At 58.8% G+C, this 20,183-nt stretch carries 15 protein-coding genes; 11 read left to right on the top strand and 4 right to left on the bottom strand.

Annotated elements, in window-relative coordinates:
• Positions 1 to 346: 346 nt before the first annotated feature.
• Positions 347 to 1,489, top strand: a complete 1,143-nt coding sequence (locus tag MSL71_RS26175; RefSeq protein WP_425484463.1) for an integron integrase — start codon at positions 347 to 349, stop codon at positions 1,487 to 1,489.
• 192 nt (positions 1,490 to 1,681) lie between these two features.
• Here MSL71_RS26175 and MSL71_RS26170 read toward each other — a convergent pair whose 3' ends face one another.
• The 4 genes from MSL71_RS26170 to MSL71_RS26155 form a co-directional block, all read right to left on the bottom strand.
• On the bottom strand, positions 1,682 to 2,152 hold the full coding sequence (locus MSL71_RS26170) for a hypothetical protein (protein ID WP_218951145.1): 471 nt from the start codon (positions 2,150 to 2,152) through the stop codon (positions 1,682 to 1,684).
• Positions 2,153 to 2,811: 659 nt separating this feature from the next.
• On the bottom strand, positions 2,812 to 4,224 hold the full coding sequence (locus MSL71_RS26165) for a DEAD/DEAH box helicase (protein ID WP_180147441.1): 1,413 nt from the start codon (positions 4,222 to 4,224) through the stop codon (positions 2,812 to 2,814).
• A gap of 57 nt (positions 4,225 to 4,281) precedes the next feature.
• On the bottom strand, positions 4,282 to 6,561 hold the full coding sequence (gene ptsP / locus MSL71_RS26160; protein WP_180147438.1) for a phosphoenolpyruvate--protein phosphotransferase: 2,280 nt from the start codon (positions 6,559 to 6,561) through the stop codon (positions 4,282 to 4,284).
• A 285-nt stretch (positions 6,562 to 6,846) separates the two neighbouring features.
• Positions 6,847 to 7,941, bottom strand: coding sequence for a KamA family radical SAM protein (locus MSL71_RS26155; protein ID WP_180147435.1), 1,095 nt, complete (start codon positions 7,939 to 7,941; stop codon positions 6,847 to 6,849).
• A 437-nt stretch (positions 7,942 to 8,378) separates the two neighbouring features.
• On the opposite strand from MSL71_RS26155, the gene MSL71_RS26150 reads away from it, so the two are divergent.
• The 10 genes from MSL71_RS26150 (at position 8,379) to MSL71_RS26105 (ending at position 20,066) form a co-directional block, all read left to right on the top strand.
• A complete protein-coding gene (locus MSL71_RS26150; protein WP_180147432.1) occupies positions 8,379 to 9,350 on the top strand; it encodes an AAA family ATPase in 972 nt (323 codons plus the stop codon).
• Positions 9,351 to 9,364: 14 nt separating this feature from the next.
• Positions 9,365 to 10,294: a DUF58 domain-containing protein gene (locus tag MSL71_RS26145; protein ID WP_180147429.1), complete on the top strand. Its 930-nt coding sequence runs from the start codon at positions 9,365 to 9,367 to the stop codon at positions 10,292 to 10,294.
• Positions 10,295 to 10,324: 30 nt separating this feature from the next.
• A complete protein-coding gene (locus tag MSL71_RS26140) occupies positions 10,325 to 10,801 on the top strand; it encodes a DUF4381 domain-containing protein (RefSeq protein WP_180147426.1) in 477 nt (158 codons plus the stop codon).
• Between the two features lie 450 nt (positions 10,802 to 11,251).
• Positions 11,252 to 12,274 (top strand): VWA domain-containing protein, encoded by a 1,023-nt coding sequence (locus tag MSL71_RS26135; protein ID WP_180147424.1) that lies wholly within the window; start codon positions 11,252 to 11,254, stop codon positions 12,272 to 12,274.
• Positions 12,271 to 13,242, top strand: coding sequence for a VWA domain-containing protein (locus tag MSL71_RS26130; RefSeq protein WP_180147421.1), 972 nt, complete (start codon positions 12,271 to 12,273; stop codon positions 13,240 to 13,242). Before MSL71_RS26135 ends, MSL71_RS26130 begins: the two co-directional genes overlap by 4 nt.
• 26 nt (positions 13,243 to 13,268) lie before the next feature.
• Positions 13,269 to 13,910: a tetratricopeptide repeat protein gene (locus MSL71_RS26125; RefSeq protein WP_180147418.1), complete on the top strand. Its 642-nt coding sequence runs from the start codon at positions 13,269 to 13,271 to the stop codon at positions 13,908 to 13,910.
• 268 nt (positions 13,911 to 14,178) lie between these two features.
• A complete protein-coding gene (locus MSL71_RS26120) occupies positions 14,179 to 15,582 on the top strand; it encodes a BatD family protein (RefSeq protein ID WP_180147415.1) in 1,404 nt (467 codons plus the stop codon).
• Between the two features lie 232 nt (positions 15,583 to 15,814).
• Entirely contained in the window at positions 15,815 to 17,182 is a 1,368-nt protein-coding gene (locus tag MSL71_RS26115) for a cytochrome b N-terminal domain-containing protein (RefSeq protein WP_180147412.1), read from the top strand.
• Between the two features lie 21 nt (positions 17,183 to 17,203).
• Positions 17,204 to 17,719, top strand: a complete 516-nt coding sequence (locus tag MSL71_RS26110; protein WP_180147409.1) for a QcrA and Rieske domain-containing protein — start codon at positions 17,204 to 17,206, stop codon at positions 17,717 to 17,719.
• 22 nt (positions 17,720 to 17,741) lie between these two features.
• Positions 17,742 to 20,066, top strand: a complete 2,325-nt coding sequence (locus tag MSL71_RS26105) for a tetratricopeptide repeat protein (protein WP_180147406.1) — start codon at positions 17,742 to 17,744, stop codon at positions 20,064 to 20,066.
• Positions 20,067 to 20,183 lie beyond the last annotated feature (117 nt).

Here is a 20,183-nt window from a genome sequence, read left to right as displayed (position 1 = left end):
ATTTAGCTTGTATGAAAAACAGAAATGTTAGAGTAAATAAAGACTATTCGAATGACTATCCCCCGCGAAGCGGGTTTGTTCAACAATTATTAGTGGACATTTTTGTCCCATAACACCTTCTCAGAGGGAAACATGGACATTTTTGTCCGATATTCTATGAATCTCCGGGTATATGGGACCACCATGTCCCGTATTCCATTTATTGGGAACCGATATGTCCCATAATACCTTCTCAAAGGGAAAAAGCGACAACGCTGTCTCATAATCCACCATATGCCGGAATACGGGACTGATTTGTCGCATATTCTTATATTTCTTGCATTTTCAGACATCCTTGCATAATGTCTTGACGTTTGTTGTCATTAACATTGTTGACCTTAAACTCACACATCTTTCTCTCGGATATTCAGTTGTATCATCACCCCAAAGGCAACTGTCCGTTTATAGCCAAGCTGTTAAATTCTTACTCTTTGAATTGAACAATTGCAAGGAGGTATTTGTGAGCCCTGCGCCCCAGACAAGGCTGCTTGACAAAGTGCGTGACAAAATTCGCCTCAAGCACTACTCCATTCGGACAGAAGAGGCTTATACAAGCTGGATAAAGCGTTACATTCTCTTTCACGGCAAGAGGCACCCAAAGGACATGGGAAAGAAAGAGATTGAGGCCTACCTGACCCATCTCGCAACAAGACGGAACGTTGCTGCCTCGACGCAGAACCAGGCATTCAGCGCCCTGCTTTTTCTTTACAAAGAGGTGCTTAAAATTGAAATTGAAGGCAAGATCAAAGCCTTTCGGGCCAAAAAGCCGATGCGCCTGCCTACCGTGCTGACGGTGGATGAAACCCAAAGGGTACTTGCCGGGATGTCCGGCCAATACCTGATCATGGGGCAGCTACTGTACGGGGGCGGATTGAGGGCCATTGAATGCCTGAGACTGAGGGTAAAGGATGTTGATTTCGGGCTTAACCAGATTGTCGTTCGCGACGGCAAAGGGCAGAAAGACCGCATCACCATTTTTCCGGATGTTGCAAAGGAAAGGCTCAGAGAACATCTGGATCAGAGAAAAGCGCTTCATGAATCAGACCTGGCTGATGATGTGGGCAGTGTCTATCTGCCCAACGCCCTGGCCGTAAAGTATAAAAACGCGGACAAAGAGTGGGGCTGGCAATACGTTTTCCCTTCGTCGGGTCTATCTGTCGATCCGCGGTCAGGAATCAGGCGCCGCCATCACCTCCATGAAAAGACGTTGAATCGAGCCATTTATAAGGCGCGAAAACTGGCAGGGATAATCAAACCGGTGACCTGCCACACCTTCCGTCACTCCTTTGCAACGCATCTCCTTGAGGCAGGCTACGACATCCGAACCATTCAGGACCTTCTGGGCCACAAGGACGTCAGTACCACCATGATCTACACCCACGTTCTCAACAAAGGAGGGCTGGCCGTTCAGAGCCCGTTGGACATCCATCATCAGCGCAAGATCCATTGAGCCTTTTCGGGCAGTTGCTTCCCTTGAGCCATTCATCAACTCATGCAAATAAAAACATGCTTCCGGCGGGTCGCTTAAAAAAAACTCCGCGGTAAAATTTGTAAAGAGCCTGCCCCCTGTTTAGTTTTGATGCTTTTCCTGTTTTACTTTAGCGAGCCCAAGAGAAGCGTTAAAAACTATTTAAACGGCAGGTTAGCTTTTTTGTTTTTTATTGTGCCCTTTTCCTTTAGCCTTGTTTTTACCTTTCTTTTGTCCCTTGCTTGTTCCCCTACCCTGTCCGTCAGCTAACGAAAACGATCCTCTCTTGAGTGCATGAAAATCAGCTGAACCCGGCTCGATCCCGAGTTCTTTGGCTATAGCTCCCCATCCTTTATTCTTATTGCTCCTGTATATCTCTACGACACTCTCTGGTTCAGTGTTTGTCATCTTGCCGAGTTGAAGGCACATAAACACGTCAGCGGGAAACTCTACAGTTCTGATTATTGTCTGGACTTCAGGATAAGGGACACTGAACTGGGCACTCAACCTGGCGCTGAAATTATCTATGTCGGCTTTGGCCTGAATATTTAGGTTAGAAAGGAAATTATCTAAATCTGCATACGCATTACTAACCGAAAACATAATAATGAACGTCATGGTCAAATTGATAAACGCTTTTTTCATAATTTTATTTCTTTCCTATATCCGATATTTTAAGGTCATTATTCAACTTAAATATATTGATTGGGCTAAAAATTAATAACATGCCTATCGGATAGTAGCACCCGCCACGCAAAAACAGACAAAACCATCCGATATTCATTACAATTCTTGAGTTTCAAAACACAACACATGTGGTTTTCACCATCAACATCGCGCTTCAATAAACCACGCACCACATAACGGTGCCATCCCAAACGAGCTCGGGAAATAAAATTCAGCTATTCGCAAAAATTTTACTAATATTCATATCTTTTAATCCTCATGAATGCAAGCGTGTTATAACGTTACCCAAACCTAACATTTCATGGATAAACAACCATCCCAAACGCGATGACAAACTGAACCAAGGGTAAAAACCTGTTTACCAAACTTTCTTGTGGCGTCTTAGCGTAGCCCTTGGGCGGAAATGCATCAAAAGGCTGGTCCTTGGCAGGGCCGCCAGAGGCAACATCACGCTGCCTGGTTGCTGTTTTGGGATCATTTTTTGTCAAAAGATCTGGACACGGAGGAAGCCGTCAACGATGTGATGGGCCTGAGGGGTTAGGAATCGGAAGCGACATCGCCCATGGATGGTGCATGGGCGACGCCGTAACAGAAAGGAAAGGATGAAGGGAGGATGCCTATCGGCGTCCCTTGGGCTTGCCGGGTTTTCCTCCCCTGGACGGGCGGGAGCCGGGCTTTGCGTTTCCGTTGCCCCGGGGGCTGTTTGCCTTGCCGGAGCCGGTGCGGGTTTTCGTTTTGGTGGCGGCTTTTTTGCCGGAGCCACTGGATTTTGCCTTGCGGGACCGGGACTCCTGTTTTGCGGTTTTGCGCTTCTCCACGATCTCTTTGAGCTCTTTGTCTACCTTTTTCTTACCGCCGCCGGTGCTGCCCGGGCGGTAGAGCACAAAATCCGGCACTTCGTGGCCCTGGGTGTAGCCGTCCACATGGGCCACGGGAAGCTTGCGCTTGAGAAAGGCTTCGATGGCCTCAAGGAAGGGCACCTCCTCGGCACCCACCAGGGAGATGGCCAGACCCTTTTCTCCGGCCCGGCCCGTACGGCCGATGCGGTGGACGTAATCTTCGGGGATCTTGGGCATGTCGTAGTTCACCACACAGGGTAAGCCGCTGATATCAAGGCCCCTGGCAGCCACATCCGTTGCCGTGAGAACCTGGATCCCCCCCTCTTTGAACTCCTGGAGGGTTCGGTTCCTGACGGACTGACTCATGTTGCCGTGAAGGGCAGCCGACGGGATCCCCCGCTCCATGAGCTTGTCCCGAAGCTTGTTGGCCCCGTGCTTGGTGCGGCAAAAGGCCAAAACCCTGGACCAGCGGCCCTTGGTGATCAGGTGGACAAGAAGCGCCCGCTTGTTGGACTTGTCCACGGTATGAACCCGCTGGTCCACAGCGTCTGCTGCCGCTTTTTCTGGGGAGACCTCGATCTGGGCGGGGTTCGTGAGCATCCGGGAGGCGAGCTCGCGGATCTCCGGGGTATAGGTGGCGGAAAAGAGCATGGTGCGGCGCTCTTCGGGCAACAGCTCCAGGATCTGGGAGATCTCCTGACTGAAGCCCAGGTCCAGCATGCGGTCCGCTTCGTCAAAGACGAGGAACTCGATGTCCATGAGCTTTACGTGCCGCTGGATGGCAAGGTCCAGCAAACGCCCGGGCGTGGCCACCAGAATGTCCACCCCGCGCTTGAGACGGGTGATCTGAGGATGAATACCCACCCCGCCGTACACCACGGTGCATCGCAGGGAGACACGCCGGGCATAGCCTTTGATGCACTCCCCCACCTGAAGGGCCAGCTCCCGCGTGGGGGCCAGGACCAGGGCGCGGGGATGCCTGCCGTAGCCCTTTTTCTGACCCAGAATTTCTACCAGGGGCAGGGCAAAGGCGTCGGTCTTGCCCGTGCCGGTCTGGGCCCGGGCAAGAATATCCTGCCCTTCGAGGATCACGGGCACAGCCCTCTCCTGGATGGGGGTGGGCTGGGCATAGCCCTTGTCGCTTATGGCTTTCAGCAGTTCGGCACGAAGGCCAAGTCGATCAAATGACATCTCGTTCAATCCTCATTTCACTGTAACTGTTTCTTCAAATACTCCGGCCTGCTTCTATCACGGAAGGCACCCTTGCAGATAGGCTTTTATCTCAGCCGCGTCTTCCATGGCAAGGCACTCGGCCAGGGCCTTTTCCGCGTCCGTGGCGCGGACGGACCGGATGAACTGCTTGGCTTCGGGAATGGCCGAGGGCACCATGCTGATCTGGCGGGCCCCCATGCCCACAAAAAGAAAAATGCTCTCCTTGACGGCCGCGGCCTCCCCGCAGATGCACAGGGGTTTCCCTAAATGGTTGCACACCTTGACGATATGGTCCACGGTGGCCACCACCGACGGATGCAGGGCGTTGAAGTGAACGGCCACCTTCTTGTTGTTCCGGTCCACGGCCAGGAGGTACTGCATCAGGTCGTTGGTGCCTACATTCACGTAGTCCACGTACTTCAACAGCCGGTCCAGAATGGGCACGGCAGCCGGGACCTCCACCATGATGCCCAGCTTGATCTCCCGGTCATAGGCGATACCCGCCCGGTCCAGGTTCTCCTTCTCCTCGGCCACCAGGGTTGCCACCCGCCGGATCTCCTCCACGCTGGTGATCATGGGAAAGAGGATCCGGGTGTTGCCGAAGACCGAGGCCCTGAGAATGGAGCGGATCTGCACCCGGAACACATCCTCCAGGTCCAGACTCAGACGGATGGAGCGCCAGCCCAGGAAGGGGTTGTCCTCCTTGGGGTAGTCCAGGTAGGAGAGGAACTTGTCCCCGCCCACGTCAAAGGTGCGGATGGTCACCGAGCGCCCCTGGGACTTTTCGATGACCCGCCGGTACAGGGCCACCTGCTCCTCTTCCGAAGGAAAGGAGGTGCGCAGCAAAAAAGGAAACTCCGTGCGATAGAGCCCGATGAGGTCTGCACCGTACTGCCTGGCCAGCATCATGTCCGAGAGCAGGCCGATGTTGGCCCCGAGCCCCACGGTGACGCCGTCCACGGTCTGGGCCGGGAGTTCCCGCAGGCCTTCGAGTTTTTTGCGGGCCTTGAGCCCCTCTTCCCGGCGCCGGGCGTACTCGTCCCGGATCTCCTGGGAGGGGTTTGCATACACAATCCCGGAGACCCCGTCAACAATGAGGTAGTCCCCGTCCCGCACATGGTCCAGAATCCCCTCCACCCCGATGACGATGGGAATCTCCAGGGACCGAGCAATGATCACCGTGTGGGAGGTGCGCCCCCCCTTGGCCAGGACAATGCCCTTCAGGTGCGGCTGGCGAATGGCCAGAAGGTCCACGGGCGAGATGTCCGAGGCCACGATGATGGTGTCCCTGGTAAAGGCCTGGCCCGCATCCCCGCCCATGCCCACAAGGTTGGCCAGGAGACGCCGCCCGATATCCATGATATCGGCGGCTCGCTCGCTTAAATACGGGTCCTCCATGGATTTGAACATCTTCACGTACGCCGTGATCACCTTTTTCAGGGCGTATTCCGCGCTGACCTTCTCCTCGATCTTGGCGATGATCTTCTTTTTCAGGGAAGGGTCCGCCAGGAACATGAGGTGAGCGTCGATGATGGCCCTGTCCTGCTCGGAGAGCCTCCGGGCGCTTCTCGCCACGTCACGGATCTGGGCTTCGGACGCCTCAAAGGCCTGGTTCAGGCGCAGGACTTCGGCCGACGTGTCCCGCACCTTCATGCGATTAACCTGGTTAAAATCCATGGTTTCAAAGGTAAAGTGGGCATGGCCCGCGGCCACGCGATCGGACACCGGCTCCCCCCGAAGGTGGGAAAAGGAGTCCTCTTCTTCGGGTTCGCCCTCCTCACCCGGCTCCAGGGAGCCGTCGGCCTCTCCCCTCTTCCGCTCTTCCCATAAGATGGTGTAGGCCACGGTGGCAGCCAGCTGCCCCGCGATCTTCTGGAACACCGGGATGTCGTCCGGCCGAATTCCCTCTTCGGCAAGGGTCTGCAGCACAAGGGCCCCCAGGACCTTGCGGTGGTAGATCAGGGGCACCCCCAGGTAGGTCTTGTATTTTTCTTCGCCGCTGCCCTCGTAATACTTGAAGCGGGGATGGGCCGAAGGGTTCACGATGAACACCGGTGCCATGGTCTCGATGACCATACCCGTGAGGCCTTCGTCCACATCCATCTCAATGGTTCCCACGGACTCGCGGGTCAGGCCCACCGTGGCCTTCAGGTGCAGGCTGTTGCCGTATGGGTTGTAGGCGTACACCGAACAGACCTCCGTGGCGAATCGCCCGGCGATCATCCCCACGATGCGGTCCAGGGACTGCTCGGGGTTTTCGGAGTCGCTCATGGTCTCAAGGATCTCTTCCAGAATGTCTCGTTTGTCGTCGCGCATAAAATCCCTTTGTACCAAAACGCACAATCTGTCCGGGCAACACCGCGCTCCCATCTGCGGGCGGAGCAGCCCGGATATGTCATGACAAGCCCATCAGGTCAACGCAACAGAGGGGCATGACCGTGGGGTAATGCAAACCAATTCAACCGGCTTAAACATGCAAAAGGCAGTTCACGGTATTTCGCTGGGTTTTCTCATCCGCCGGGCAAGCCGGGGCAGCTGTGCAAAGAAAAGAAACACCACATTACCACTGCCGCCCGTCCGCCACAAGGGCACCCAGCCTGGTTAATCAGGAATATTGGGAAGGGTGGTGATCTCGCCCTTGTAATTTCGCAGGGTGTATTCCCTGTCGTTTTTTTCCACGTAACTGTAGTAAGGCATCAGCATGATCTTCCCGATGCTGGTGGCCACAACGTACATGGGCTGGGCCAGCCCGCTGGTGTGTCCCCGGATGGCGTCGCGGATCAGCTCGGCCCCCTTTTCCACCGGCGTACGGAAATGATCGATGCCCGGGGCAGGCTCGCAGTAGAAAAGGTAGTAGGGACGAATCCGAATGGACAGGAGTTTCTGGTGAAGGGCCCTGAACGTCTCTGTATCGTCGTTGATCCCTTTAAGCAGCACCGCCTGGTTGCCCACCTGCACGCCGCAGGAGAGCAGGTCATACACCGCACGTGCCGTCTGCTCCGTGATCTCCCCGGGGTGGTTGCACTGGGTGTTGATCCAGATGGGCACCCGGTGGTACCCGGAGAGCACCTCTTTCAACCCCGGCGTAATGCGATGCGGAAGCACGATGGGGGTGCGGGTGCCGAAGCGGATCATCTCCACATGGGGAATCTCCCGCAGCTTTGCCACAAGCCAGCCAAGCTTGTCATCGGAGAGCACAAAGGGGTCGCCCCCTGTCACCAGGACATCACGGATCTCACCATGATCCCTTATCCACTGCAACCCCTCCTCGATGTCAAAACGAAACCGAACCTCGCGCACCACCACCAGCTCCTTGCGAAAACAGTGGCGGCAGTACATCGCGCACATATCGGTCACAAGAAAGGCGATGCGGTCATGGTATTGCCGGGCGATGCAGTCGGGGCGCGTTTCGCTGGTCAGCCGGTTCTCTTTCCATGCCAGGTAATTCTCCACCCCGTAGCGGTTCTCCTTTTCCAGCACGGACGGAATGATCTGGCGACGAATGGGGCACCCGGGGTCTTCCGGGTCCATGAGAGAGGCAAAATAAGGGGTGGTACCCCACCGGACATGCCCTTTTTCAGCCTCTTCTATTCCTTTTTTCTCCCCGGGAGACACCGTGACATACGCCTGGAGCTTTTCCAGTGTATTGACACTCTCCTCAAGCTGGGTCACCCACGCTTCCTTCTGATATCCCATGTCACCTCCCTTCCCTGCGGTGAAGAGCAAGTAAAACAAGGTTCAATACCATTGATTATACATGAAACCAGATGCAAAGCCATGAGGCTCTCGCGATAAAAGCGTCCTGCCGTAAGGAAAGGGCAGCAGTACCTCAAACCATGGCCCGGCGCACTGTTCAGAAATGGTGGCCCCGGGCATCGCGCAGCCTTTGCCATATCGGATAATCATCGAATACCATTGAACAATCCCTGCCACCATAGTATACATAAACATCATACACGGGGCTCACCGGCAGCCCCTTTCGCCCGTAAGCGAACCGTTTCCCGGGGCCACCGATTTCTCCTCTTCCTGCCACAAGACCTCCCCTTGCCCCTGCGACACAACGCGCCCCGGCATCTTTGCCTTTCGGCACATCACGCCTTTTCCCTCCGAACCCTTGTTTTAAGGAACTCGCCATGAGCGCCCGAACCGACGTCCTTGAGTTAAAAACCCGAATGTCCCAGTCTATCCTGGGGCAGGAGACCATCGTGGAGCGCCTTCTTCTGGGGCTCCTTGCAAACGGCAACCTCCTTGTGGAGGGGTTGCCCGGCCTTGCCAAGACCCGAGCCGTCAAGGCCCTGGCCGCCAACCTGGACGCCGGGATGAACCGCATCCAGTTCGTGCCGGACCTGCTTCCCTCGGACGTAACGGGAACCGAGGTCTACCACACGGTCCAGGGCCGGGGAGAATTTCAGTTCCAGGCCGGTCCCATCTTCAACAACATCATCCTGGCCGATGAGATCAACCGGGCCCCGGCCAAAGTCCAGGCCGCCCTTCTGGAGGCCATGGAAGAACGCCAGGTCACGGTGGCCGGTACCACCCACGAACTGCCGGAGCTTTTCATGGTCATGGCCACCCAGAACCCCATCGAGCAGGAAGGCACCTACCCCCTGCCCGAGGCCCAGATGGACCGGTTCCTCATGCATGTCTCCATCACGTACCCGGATGAAGCAACGGAGATGGACATCGTAAGGCTGGTGAGGCGCGAGGCAGGCGCCACCAACGGCAACAGCGCCCCGGCGGCCCCCATCCCCCAGCAGGTAATCTTCGACGCCCGCAAAGAGATCGACGCCGTCCACACGGCCGAGGCCGTGGAGACCTATATCGTGGACCTCATCTCCGCCACCCGGACCCCGGAGCGATACGACGGTGACCTGGAAAAGTGGATTCAGGTGGGGGCCAGCCCCCGGGGCTCCATCGGCCTGGATAAATGTTCCCGCGCCCACGCCTGGCTCGCAGGCAACGACCACGTCACCCCCGAGGACGTCCGCGCCGTGCTCCACGACGTCCTTCGCCATCGCATCATGCTGAGCTATGAAGCCAATGCGGACGGAATCACCGCCGATGAGGTACTTTCCGAGCTGGCAAAAACCGTGGCCGTGGCGTGAAGAGGAAGCCCACCATGAACCGACGCGATACGCACCCCGGCGTCTATGCACGCCTGAGCGACCTGATCCGCCTGAAGCACAAGGCCCAGGGGTTCAGCTTTCTGCCCAGGCAACCGGTGCACAGCCTGCTCACGGGCAGGCACGCCTCACGCCTGCGGGGGCGGGGCCTGGATTTCGAAGAGATCCGGGGCTACCTGCCGGGGGACGACATCCGCAGCATCGACTGGAAGGTGACGGCCCGCACCCGGAAACCCCACACCCGGGTCTACTCCGAAGAACGGGAACGCCCCGTTCTGCTGGTGGTGGACCAGCGATTGAGCATGTTCTTCGGCACCCGGGTCAACATGAAATCGGTCACCGCCGCCGAAACAGCGGCCCTTGCAGCCTGGCGGGTCATCAGCTCCGGAGATCGGGTGGGTGCGGTGATCTTCAACGACGAGGAGATCCGGCACATCCGCCCCCATCGAAGCGCCAGGACCGTCATGGAGATCCTCAACCGCATCATCGAATTCAACCACGCCCTGACGGTGGACAGCCGCATCAGCCCGAGCCCCGGTGCCCTGGACCGGGCCCTCGAAAAGACAGCACACCTGGCCCGCACCGACACCCTCATCTGCATCATCAGCGACTTTTCAGGGATCACAGAGGACACCTGCCGACACATCAAGCTCATGGGCCGCCACAACGACATCATCCTCGGCATGATCCACGACCCCACGGCAACGGATGCGGTGAATGCAGGCACCATCGTCATCAGCGACGGCATGCGCCAGGCGTCCCTGGACAGCAGTGACGAGGACAAACGCACCCTCGTGCGGGAGGTGTTCAATGAACGGCTCCACCTCCTCACCGAAGAGTTGACCCGATACGGGGTCCCGGTGCTGCCCATCCACACGGCAACAGGGGCGGCCGAACAAATCCGCGACGCCCTGGGAGCCCGATAAGCCCAACCCGAACATGGTGAGAAAAAAGAGATGACAGACCCCACCAGCCTGGACAACCTCCACGACATCATCCCCTTTTCGCCGCAGCCACTCTGGCCCCCGGCCCCGGGGTGGTATGTCATCGCCTGGATCCTTGCGGCGGCCGCTGCCTGGCTCCTGATCACGTCAGCCCTCAGGTGGAAGCGCAACAGGTACCGGCGGGAGGCCCTGGCCGAGCTGGCCCTGATAAATCGTGGCAGCCCCCCCACAGGGGACGAGCTTGCCCCCTTACCGGTCCTGGTTAAACGCACCGCCCTTGCCGCCTACGGCAGACAAACCGTAGCCGCCCTCACCGGCGAGCCCTGGCTGGCGTTTCTCGACACAAGCCTCTCCACCACGGCCTTTACCCAGGGAACAGGGCGCCTTCTGATCCGCATCCCATACCAGCCAAAGGCCCCCCTTGACCCGGCCGAGGCAAAGAACCTGATTCACCTGATTGAAACCTGGATAAAAAAACATGAAACGTAACGGTTCAGATCTTAAGAAGCTGCCTTCTATGGTTAAAGGGACCGACAAAAAGCGTGCCTCCGGCGGCGAGGTGAGCCACCTCGAAAGCTTATTGCCCTTGCGCTTTGTCCCTCGTTCCTCGGGCCAAAGCGCAAGGGCCTTCGGCTCGGGCTTCGCCCGACATAAATGCTGATGGTTTATACAGGATAGCTCTCAAGCTTCGACGTCACAGGATACATTGTCGTTACTTGCTCATTGTTAATTTAACCGCACTGCCTCCGGCGGCCATGGAATGATCCCCTGGCCCCCAGGTTGCGGATGCTTTCCCCCTCATTTCTCGGAGGAATACATCCACGAAGATGTCCAAAAATTCATCTCAAATCTGTTTATCAAACGTTTCAAACGTTTGGCCCCCGGCAGGGTCGCCGGAGGCATAAACTGTGTGATTGCGATCATGTAAAGGACAGCCCCATGCTCCAGTTCCACACCCCCATCCTCTTTGCCCTGCTGCCCCTGCCCCTTCTGCTGAAACGCTTTCTGCCGGCATACAGCCAGCGGGAGCAGGGCATCAGGATTCCGTTTTTTGATGAGCTCGTTAAGAAAACCGGGCTCACGGCCTCGTCCGGGGCCGTGGTCCACGGGATGCCTCTTATCCACACCATCCTGGTCTTTGGTGCGTGGGCTCTTTTGGTCACGGCCCTGGCTCGGCCCCAGTGGGTGGAGGAGGCCGTCACCAAAACCGTGCCCTCCAGGGACCTGCTCCTTGCCGTGGACCTTTCCGGCTCCATGGAGACCACGGATTTCAAAAACAGGGAGGGCAAGGTGGTGGACCGGCTGACCGCCGTCAAGGAGGTGCTCCACGAGTTCCTTAAAGAGCGCGAAGGGGATCGGGTGGGGCTTATCTTTTTTGGGTCCGCAGCCTTTATCCAGGCCCCCTTCACCGAGGACCTGGAGACCTGCCGGATTCTCCTGGACGAAGCCCAGGTCCGCATGGCCGGGCCCCAGACCATGCTGGGGGATGCCATCGGCCTTGCCATCACCCAGTTTGAGCGCAGCGACATGAAAGAGAGGGTGCTCATCATCCTCACCGACGGCAACGATACGGGCAGCCTGGTGCCCCCGGACAAAGCCGCGGACATCGCCAAAGACAACGGGGTGACCATCCACACCGTGGCCGTGGGCGACCCACGGGCGGCCGGTGAGGAGAAATTAGACGAAGCCACCTTAAAGGCCGTTGCTGCCACCACCGGGGGCGCGTTTTTCCATGCCGACGACCGCGACGGACTCTCGGACGTCTACAAACGCCTGGATGAGATGAGCACCCGGGACCTGGAGACCATCAGCCACCGCCCCAGGACCGACCTATTCCACTGGCCCCTGGGCGTGCTGCTGGTGGTGAGTTTCCTCTACCACGGTACTTCAGCCCTTCTCTCCAGAACGGCCAGAGCCACGCGCCATTCCCGGGAATCAAAGACGGAGGCGGCACACACATGACGCAGATCATCCACAACCTCCATTTTCTCAGACCCCTGTGGCTCCTCGCCCTTGTCCCGGCCCTTTGCCTTGCCATCCTGATCCTCAGGCGGCACCACGGCAAAACCCCTTACGAAGGCGTCATCGCACCGCACCTCCTTGCCCATCTCCTGACCGGGCAGGACAAAGCCAACCGACTGCGCCCAGCCGGGCTCCTCATCCTCTTCTGGTGCCTTGCCGTCACCGCCCTGGCCGGGCCATCCTGGAAAAAAGCGCCCTCCCCCTTTACCGAGGACACCTCGGCCCTGGTCATCGCCGTGAAAGTCACCCCCTCCATGACCGCCGAAGACATCCGGCCCTCGCGCCTTACCCGGGCGTCCCACAAAGTAAGGGACCTTCTGGCCTTAAGGCCGGGCGCACGCACGGCCCTGGTGGCCTATGCCGGAAGCGCCCACCTGGTCATGCCCCTGACCCGGGACGCCACCATCATCACCACCTTTGCAGGGGAGCTCTCCCCGGAGATCATGCCCGAAGAGGGAGACCAGGCAGCCGCAGCCCTGGCCCTTGCCGCAGAACAACTGGAAAAGAACAACCAGCCCGGCTCTATCCTCCTCATGGCCGACAGCGTGGACCCAGGCCAGCTCAAGGCCCTTGAAGCCCATGCAGCCGAACACCGGTTCCCGGTGCATATCCTTGCCGTTGCCGCGGACAAAGGGGTCCCGGTTCCCCCGGACAGTCCCCCTGCCCCGCCCCTGGACGCAAAGAGGATGAAACAGGCCGCAGACGCCGTGGACGCGAGCCTCACCATCATCAGCCCGGACGACCGGGACATCAAGGCATTGAACCGCCGCATCGAAAGCACCCCCGTGGACGCGGGGCCCCCGGAGGAAGGCGAGCACTGGCAGGACAGCGGCTACGCCCTGGTGCCCCTTTTAACCCTGCTCAGCCTCATGTGGTTCAGGCCGGGATGGCGCGTGAGGTGGCGATAAACGAAAAACCCCAAGGAACCCATGCCATGACACCAGGAAAGAAAGCCGCAATCGCCGTTTCCGCCGTCACCGTCATCCTCGCCATAATGGCCCTGCGCGAGACCGGCGGCTCCCTGGTCGGGCTCTTTCTCACCCCGGACCAGCAGGGCCGCCTGCTCATGTCCCGCGGTGACTACGCCACAGCCGCCGAGCGCTTCTTTGATCCCATGGGCCGGGGCCAAGCATACTACCGCAACGGCCAGTTCAAGCAGGCCGCCGCCGCCTTCGGCCAGGTTCCTTCGGAAGAGGGCCTCTTCAACCGGGGAAATGCTCTTCTGATGGCCGGAAAATACGACGCGGCCATTGCAAGTTACGACGGTGCCCTCCTGGCCCGAACAGGCTGGAAAGAGGCTGAAGAGAATAAAACCCTTGCCATCGCCCGACGGGACAACATGGCGCCCCCCGAAGGAGACCAGGGAGGCATCGGCGGAGACCAGCTTGGGGCAGACGAAATCGTGTTCAGCGACCGCGTGGAAAAATCCGGCGGAGGCCGGGAAGAGACAATGGAAGGCAGCGCTCAAATGTCGGACAAAGAGCTGAGAGCCATCTGGCTCAGGCGGGTTCAGACGCGGCCCGCCGACTTTTTGCGAGCCAAGTTTTCCTATCAGAACAGCATGGAAGGATCTTAAAAACAAAACTCCTGGAGTGCCGCACTCCAGTGCGGCAAACGCATCGGTCTACGAAAAAAGCCGCACAGGAGTGCGGCGCTCCGAATATGATGCCACGTGAGAGAAAACAGATGAAAAACCATGCCCGTTTCGGTCAACGCAGGCTGAGGTAAAAACCTCCGACGGTAAAGGAATCCAAAGCGTCTGGAGCGCCGCACTCCAGTGCGGCAAACGTATCGGCTCACGAAAAAAGCCGCACAAGAGTGCGGCGCTCCATAAGAGGCGCCCCATGTCTAAAACCCATAAAAATGAACCCATCATGCCCACAGCCACCGCAAACACACCCCAGATGATTCCACCAAGACTCCGCCTCCGGCGTTTTTGCCTGCTGTTCTTAGGGGTGGCCCTTCTCCTGCCGCTCCGTGTCGGCGCTGAAGCGCTGCCAGAAAAAATCCGCGTCTCCCTTGCCCCGGAGGGCACGGTCAAGGTGGGCCAGAGGGTGACCCTCTCCATCGAGCTGATGACCACCACCCGGTTTTCCGGGTCCCCCGGGTTTGACATACCCGAGATACCCGGCGTTATCGCGTTGAAGCTCAACACCTTCGGCATCAACAGCACGGAAACCACAGACGGCGTCACCTACAGTGTCCAGGGCCATGAGTTCGCCCTGTTTGCCCAGCGGCCGGGCAAGCGGGTCATTAAGCCCTTTGACGTGCGCTTTTATCCCGCCGGTCCGGGTGCGGCGCCGCCCCGGGAGGTCACGCTGAAGACCGAGCCCCTCACTCTGGATGCCGTTATGCCCCCGGGGGCTGAAGGCCTTTCCGCGCTCATCTGCACGGCAGCTTTTGAGCTCACCGAAGCGTGGGAACCGCCCCCGCAAGAGGCCCGGGTGGGGGATGCCTTTACCCGCCGCATCACCATGCGGGCCGATGACGTTCCGGGCATGGCCTTCCCGCCCCTTGAGGTCCCCGACATCCGCTCCGTGGGCATCTACCCCAAAGAGCCCTTTGTCAACGACAAGACAGACCGTGGAGACTTCACCGGAGAGCGAACCGAGACCATTACCTATGTGTGTGAAGCCAAGGGAACCGTCACCTTCCCGGAGGTAACGGTCCACTGGTGGGACCTCAATGACGACAGCCTCAAGGTGGAAACCCTTCCGGCCGTGACCCTCAAGGTCAAGGCCAATCCCAGCCTCCTGACAGGAACCGACGCCCCCCTGCCCCTGTCGTCCTGGAACCGGGCCGTGCCGTGGCTCCTTTTTTCGGGTATTGTCCTCGCGCTGTGCGTTGGAGCGGCGATAAAATACCGGTCCGTATTGGGCGCTCTCCTGATTCCATGGCTACAAACCAGAAAACGCGCGGAGAAAGCCTGTTTCAAGGCAATAAAAGCAGCCTGCCGGGCCAAGGACCCTGCCGCCGCCTACGGGGCCCTTCTCACGTGGCTGGAGACCACCCCAAAAGCCCCCTGCGCCCTTACCCCGGCCCTCCTCAGCGACATCACCCGAAACCCGCCCCTTGCAGAACAGGCAAACCGCCTGCAACGGCAGTTGTTCCAATCCTCCGGCAGCCAGGGACCGTCCTGGGATGCCCCCGCCTTTTTTAAAGCCCTTTGCACATCCCGTCGCCGCCTGCTTAAAAAGGAAAAAACAAAGCGCGCTGAAAACGGGTTACCCGGGCTGAACCCCTCCTGACCGAGGCGCAACCGGTTTTCCCTTCCATGACTGCCTGCCGGGCCAGCCACTATTGATCTTGATTTTATGGAAAAACATTGTAGTATTCCAGGAGCTAAGTTCAACCGAAGCCCCAGGCTTCATTCGCCATCCCCTGCTGCCTCCAGAGTCTCGCGCAGACACCATGTTCCTGATCCTCCCGGCCCCTACGTAGAGCAAACATACCCATATCGACACCGACACCGGAAACGCCATGGACGAGGCCCACACTGTATTTTCCCGACTGCGACGCTCCATTTCCCATCCCCCCGTGCGCCCGGGAACCGAGCACAAAAGGGGCTGGGCTGCCTATGAAAACCTGGTCCTGCATATCCACCCCAGACGGGTTCCTTTGGAGGCCCTGCGTTTTACCCTCACCTGGGGGTTGGGGGGCATGTGCGCGGTGCTCTTTTCCCTTCTGGCCGCAAGCGGGATGCTGCTCCTCTTTGTCTACGAGCCCTTTCCCGATAAAGCCTACCAATCTGTCCTGACCCTGCAAAACGAGGTCCCCTTCGGGCAGCTGGTCCGGAACATCCACTACGTCAGCGCCAACTTCCTTATCTTCGCCGCTTTCCTGCACATGCTGCGGGTCTTTTATACCGGGGCCTTTCACACAGTGCGCCAGTTCAACTGGGTCATCGGTGTGTGCCTCTTTACCGGGATCCTTCTCTCCAACTTCACCGGGTACCTCCTGCCCTGGGACCAGTTGTCCTACTGGGCCGTCACCATCTCCACGGGCATGACCGAGTACATCCCCCTTGCCGGTGGCTGGATCCAGGCCACCCTCCAGGGAGGCGACGAAACCGGCTCCCACACCCTCATGGTCTTTTTTACCCTCCACACCACGGTCCTGCCCGGAAGCATGATCATCCTCATGGCCTGGCACTTCTGGCGTATCCGAAAGGCCGGAGGGGTGGTGCTTCCACCCAGCGCCTCCGACGATCAACGCCCGACCATGGTGGCCACCCTGCCCAACCTCGCGGTGAGGGAAGCGGTGGTGGCCCTGATTCTCGTGGCCGTTGTCATGGCAACCTCGGTGGCGTTTAACGCGCCGTTGGGGGAAATGGCCAACCCCGGGCTCAGCCCGAATCCGGCCAAGGCCCCCTGGTACTTCATGGGGTTCCAGGAGCTGCTCCTGCATGTCCACCCCACCTTTGCGGTGTGCTTTATCCCTGCGGCCCTGTTGCTCCTCTGCCTGGGCCTGCCCTATCGCAGATACGACACCCCCTCGGGGGGCGTCTGGTTTTTCTCTTCCCAGGGAAAAAAAGCGGGGATCACCGCCACCCTCACCGCAGGGGTCGCGGTGCCTGCCACCGTGGTGCTGAGCGAATACGCCCCCGGCCTTTCCGGATGGTTTCCGGGCCTGAATCCCGTGGTCACCGAGGGCATCCTGCCCACGGTAACAGCCTGCGTTGCCCTGGCCGTGTTCACCCGGATCATCAAACGGCGCTTCGCCACCACGAACAACGAAACAACCCTGGCCCTTTTTACCCTGGCTGTTGTCTCATTTGCCCTTCTCACCCTCACCGGTGTCTGGTTCAGGGGAGAAGGCATGGGGCTTGTCCACCCCTTTGCCCACTGACCATCGGAGAAAACAGATTCCATGACCACGCAGACCACCCACACCGAACGCCAGCAGCCCACACCACCCCGGCGGAGTTTCCTCAAAACCGTCTGGGCCTTTCTCGGGCTCATGGCCGCCGGCGAATTCCTCTGGATTGCCTCCGGGTTTCTCAGGCCCGGCAAAAAAACCTCACAGGCCGCCCCGTCTGACATGCTCATTGTGGCCGGAAAACTGGAGGATTTTCCCATGGGATCGGTCACCGCCTTTGTGCGGGGCCGGTTCTACCTCTCCCGCCTGGAGGACGGCGGGGTCCTTGCCATCTCCCGCAAGTGCACCCACCTGGGCTGCACCGTGCCCTGGGACGATGAGGAGAAAAAGTTCATCTGCCCCTGCCATGCCTCGGCCTTTGACAGGGCAGGAGGCGTCATCAGCCCACCGGCACCACGCCCCCTGGACATTCACCCCGTGACCATCGAAAACGGCGTGATCACCGTGGACACAAGCAGGACAATCCGTCGCAACGTCCTGGACCCTTCGCAAATCGCCTATGCCTGAGCAGAAACCACCGGAAAAGGCCATGCCCTCTGACCTCACCCAAAATCGACCTGAGCACCGACGCTGGAGCCAGGCAGGTGTCATCGCCACCCTGGTCATTGTCCTGGCCATTCCGCTGTATGTCCTGAAGACGGATTACCTGCGCCGAACCCGTCCGGCCCCGGCCCCCGCCGCCCCCACCTTTGTGGGCAGGCAGGCCTGCATCGGCTGCCACAAGCCCGAGTACGACAAGTGGCGTAACTCCCACCACGACCTGGCCATGGACACGGCCACCGAGGCCACGGTTCTCGGGGACTTTAATAACGCGGTGTTCACCCAAAACGGAATCACCACCCGGTTTTACAAGGACAACGGCGCCTTTTACGTCAACACCCTGGGACCGGACGGACAAAACGACGATTTTCAAATCACCCACACCTTTGGTGTCTTTCCCCTCCAGCAGTACCTGGTGCCCTTTCCCGGGGGCCGGTACCAGTGCCTCACCATCGCCTGGGACGTGGAGAAAAAAAGATGGTACGCCCTTCCCAACCACACGGACGACCCCGACGACTGGCTCCACTGGACCAACGCGGCCCAGAACTGGAACGGCATGTGCGCAGAATGCCACTCCACCCATCTCCGCAAGGGCTATGACCACCGCACCGACACCTTCAACACCACCTGGGCCGAGATTGATGTGAGCTGCGAAGCGTGCCACGGGCCGGGCTCCGCCCACGTGGCCTGGGCTGAAAAGCCCGACATGGGCCGGGAAAAAACGGAAAACTACCATTTACTGGTGGACACCCGGGACATCACCCCCGAGGCCCAACTCGCCATCTGTGCCCGCTGCCACTCACGGCGTGCCTCTTTTGGGGATTTTAACCACCGGGACGACGACATCATGGACTGCGTCATCCCCTCCCTTCTCAACGAAGGGCTCTACCACCCCGACGGGCAGATTTTAGACGAAGTCTATGTCTACGGATCCTTTACCCAGAGCAAGATGTACCAGAGGGAGGTCATGTGCAGCGACTGCCACGACGTCCACAGCCTGGAGCGAAAACTGGATGGCAACGACCTGTGCCTCCAGTGCCACCGCAAGGACATCTACGACACCCCCGACCACCACTTCCACAAAGCCGTGGACAAGGGAAAGCCCAGCAAAGGAGACGACTGCATCAGCTGCCACATGCCCGAAAGCCCCTACATGGGCATCGACATGCGAGCCGACCACAGCATCCGGATCCCCAGGCCCGATTTGAGCCTTGCCCTTCAGACCCCCAACGCCTGCAACGCCGCAGGCTGCCACGGAGACAAAACAGTTCAGTGGTCCGCCAACTGGACCCAGACATGGTACGGGCTGAGAAAACGGGCCCATTACGGCACCACCTTTGCCGAGGCACGGAAAGGCAACCCAAAGGCAAAAAAGGAGCTGATCCGGCTCTCCAGGGACCAGTTAAGACCGCCGGTGGTAAGGGCCACAGCCCTCTCCCTGCTGCAACGCTACATGGATAATGAGGTCATGGCCGTGCTGGAGGAGTCCCTGTCGGACAGCGAAGCCCTGATCCGCCACACCGGTATTGCTACTCTGAACCTCACCGGGCATGAAAAAACCACCCGGCTCATCACCCCGCTGCTTTACGATCCGGTGAAAGCCGTACGCATCCAGGCGGCTCTGTGCCTGGCCCCCGTCCACAGGGAGCAGCTCGACACCAACCAGAAAATCGTCTTCAACACCGCCATCGACGAATACCGCGAAGCCATGGAATATGCGTCTGATTTCGCGTCAGGCCGGTTCAACCTGGCCATCATGCACGATGCCCTGGGAGACACGGACAACGCCATCGCCCAATACCGCGAAGCCATCCGCATCGACGACCAGTTCTTTCCGGCCAAAAACAACCTGGCCATGCTCTACAACCGCACGGGCAACAACCAGGGGGCCGTTTCGCTGTTCCGGGATATCCTGAAAACCCACCCAGAGCGTTACCACATGGCATACTCCCTGGGGCTTCTGCTGGCCGAAGAGAAGCAATACGCCGAAGCCGCAACCTGGCTCCGCCAGGCGGCAGAGGGCCTGCCGGAGCGGTCCCGCATCCATTACAACCTGGGGCTGCTGCTGCAGCACATGGGGGAAAATGCGGAAGCCGAAGCCTCCCTGCTCCGGGCTCTTGCCCTGGAACCGGACCATGCCGATTACCTCCTGGCCCTGGCCGACCACCTGATCAAAAACCAGCGGTATGACGACGCCGTCCTGGTGGCCCGGGCCATGATCCAAAAGCATCCGTCCAATCGAACCGGATACGACCTCCTCAATTACCTCCGGCACGTGTCTGCTGTGCCTTCCTCCCCCGTGGAGACGGAGTAAGACGTCAGCTCTGAGAAAAGGAAAAAAACACAGCACATGGACATTCGTTGGTTTACCGTTGATAAACCAGATAAAAAAAGATATTATTTTAAAAACTTATCTACCCCCTCCTTCTCA

This window comes from Desulfoluna butyratoxydans, assembly GCF_900699765.1.
Taxonomy (GTDB): domain Bacteria; phylum Desulfobacterota; class Desulfobacteria; order Desulfobacterales; family Desulfolunaceae; genus Desulfoluna; species Desulfoluna butyratoxydans.
Note: the sequence above shows the minus strand (reverse complement) of the source record. Positions and strands in the feature narration are given on the sequence as shown.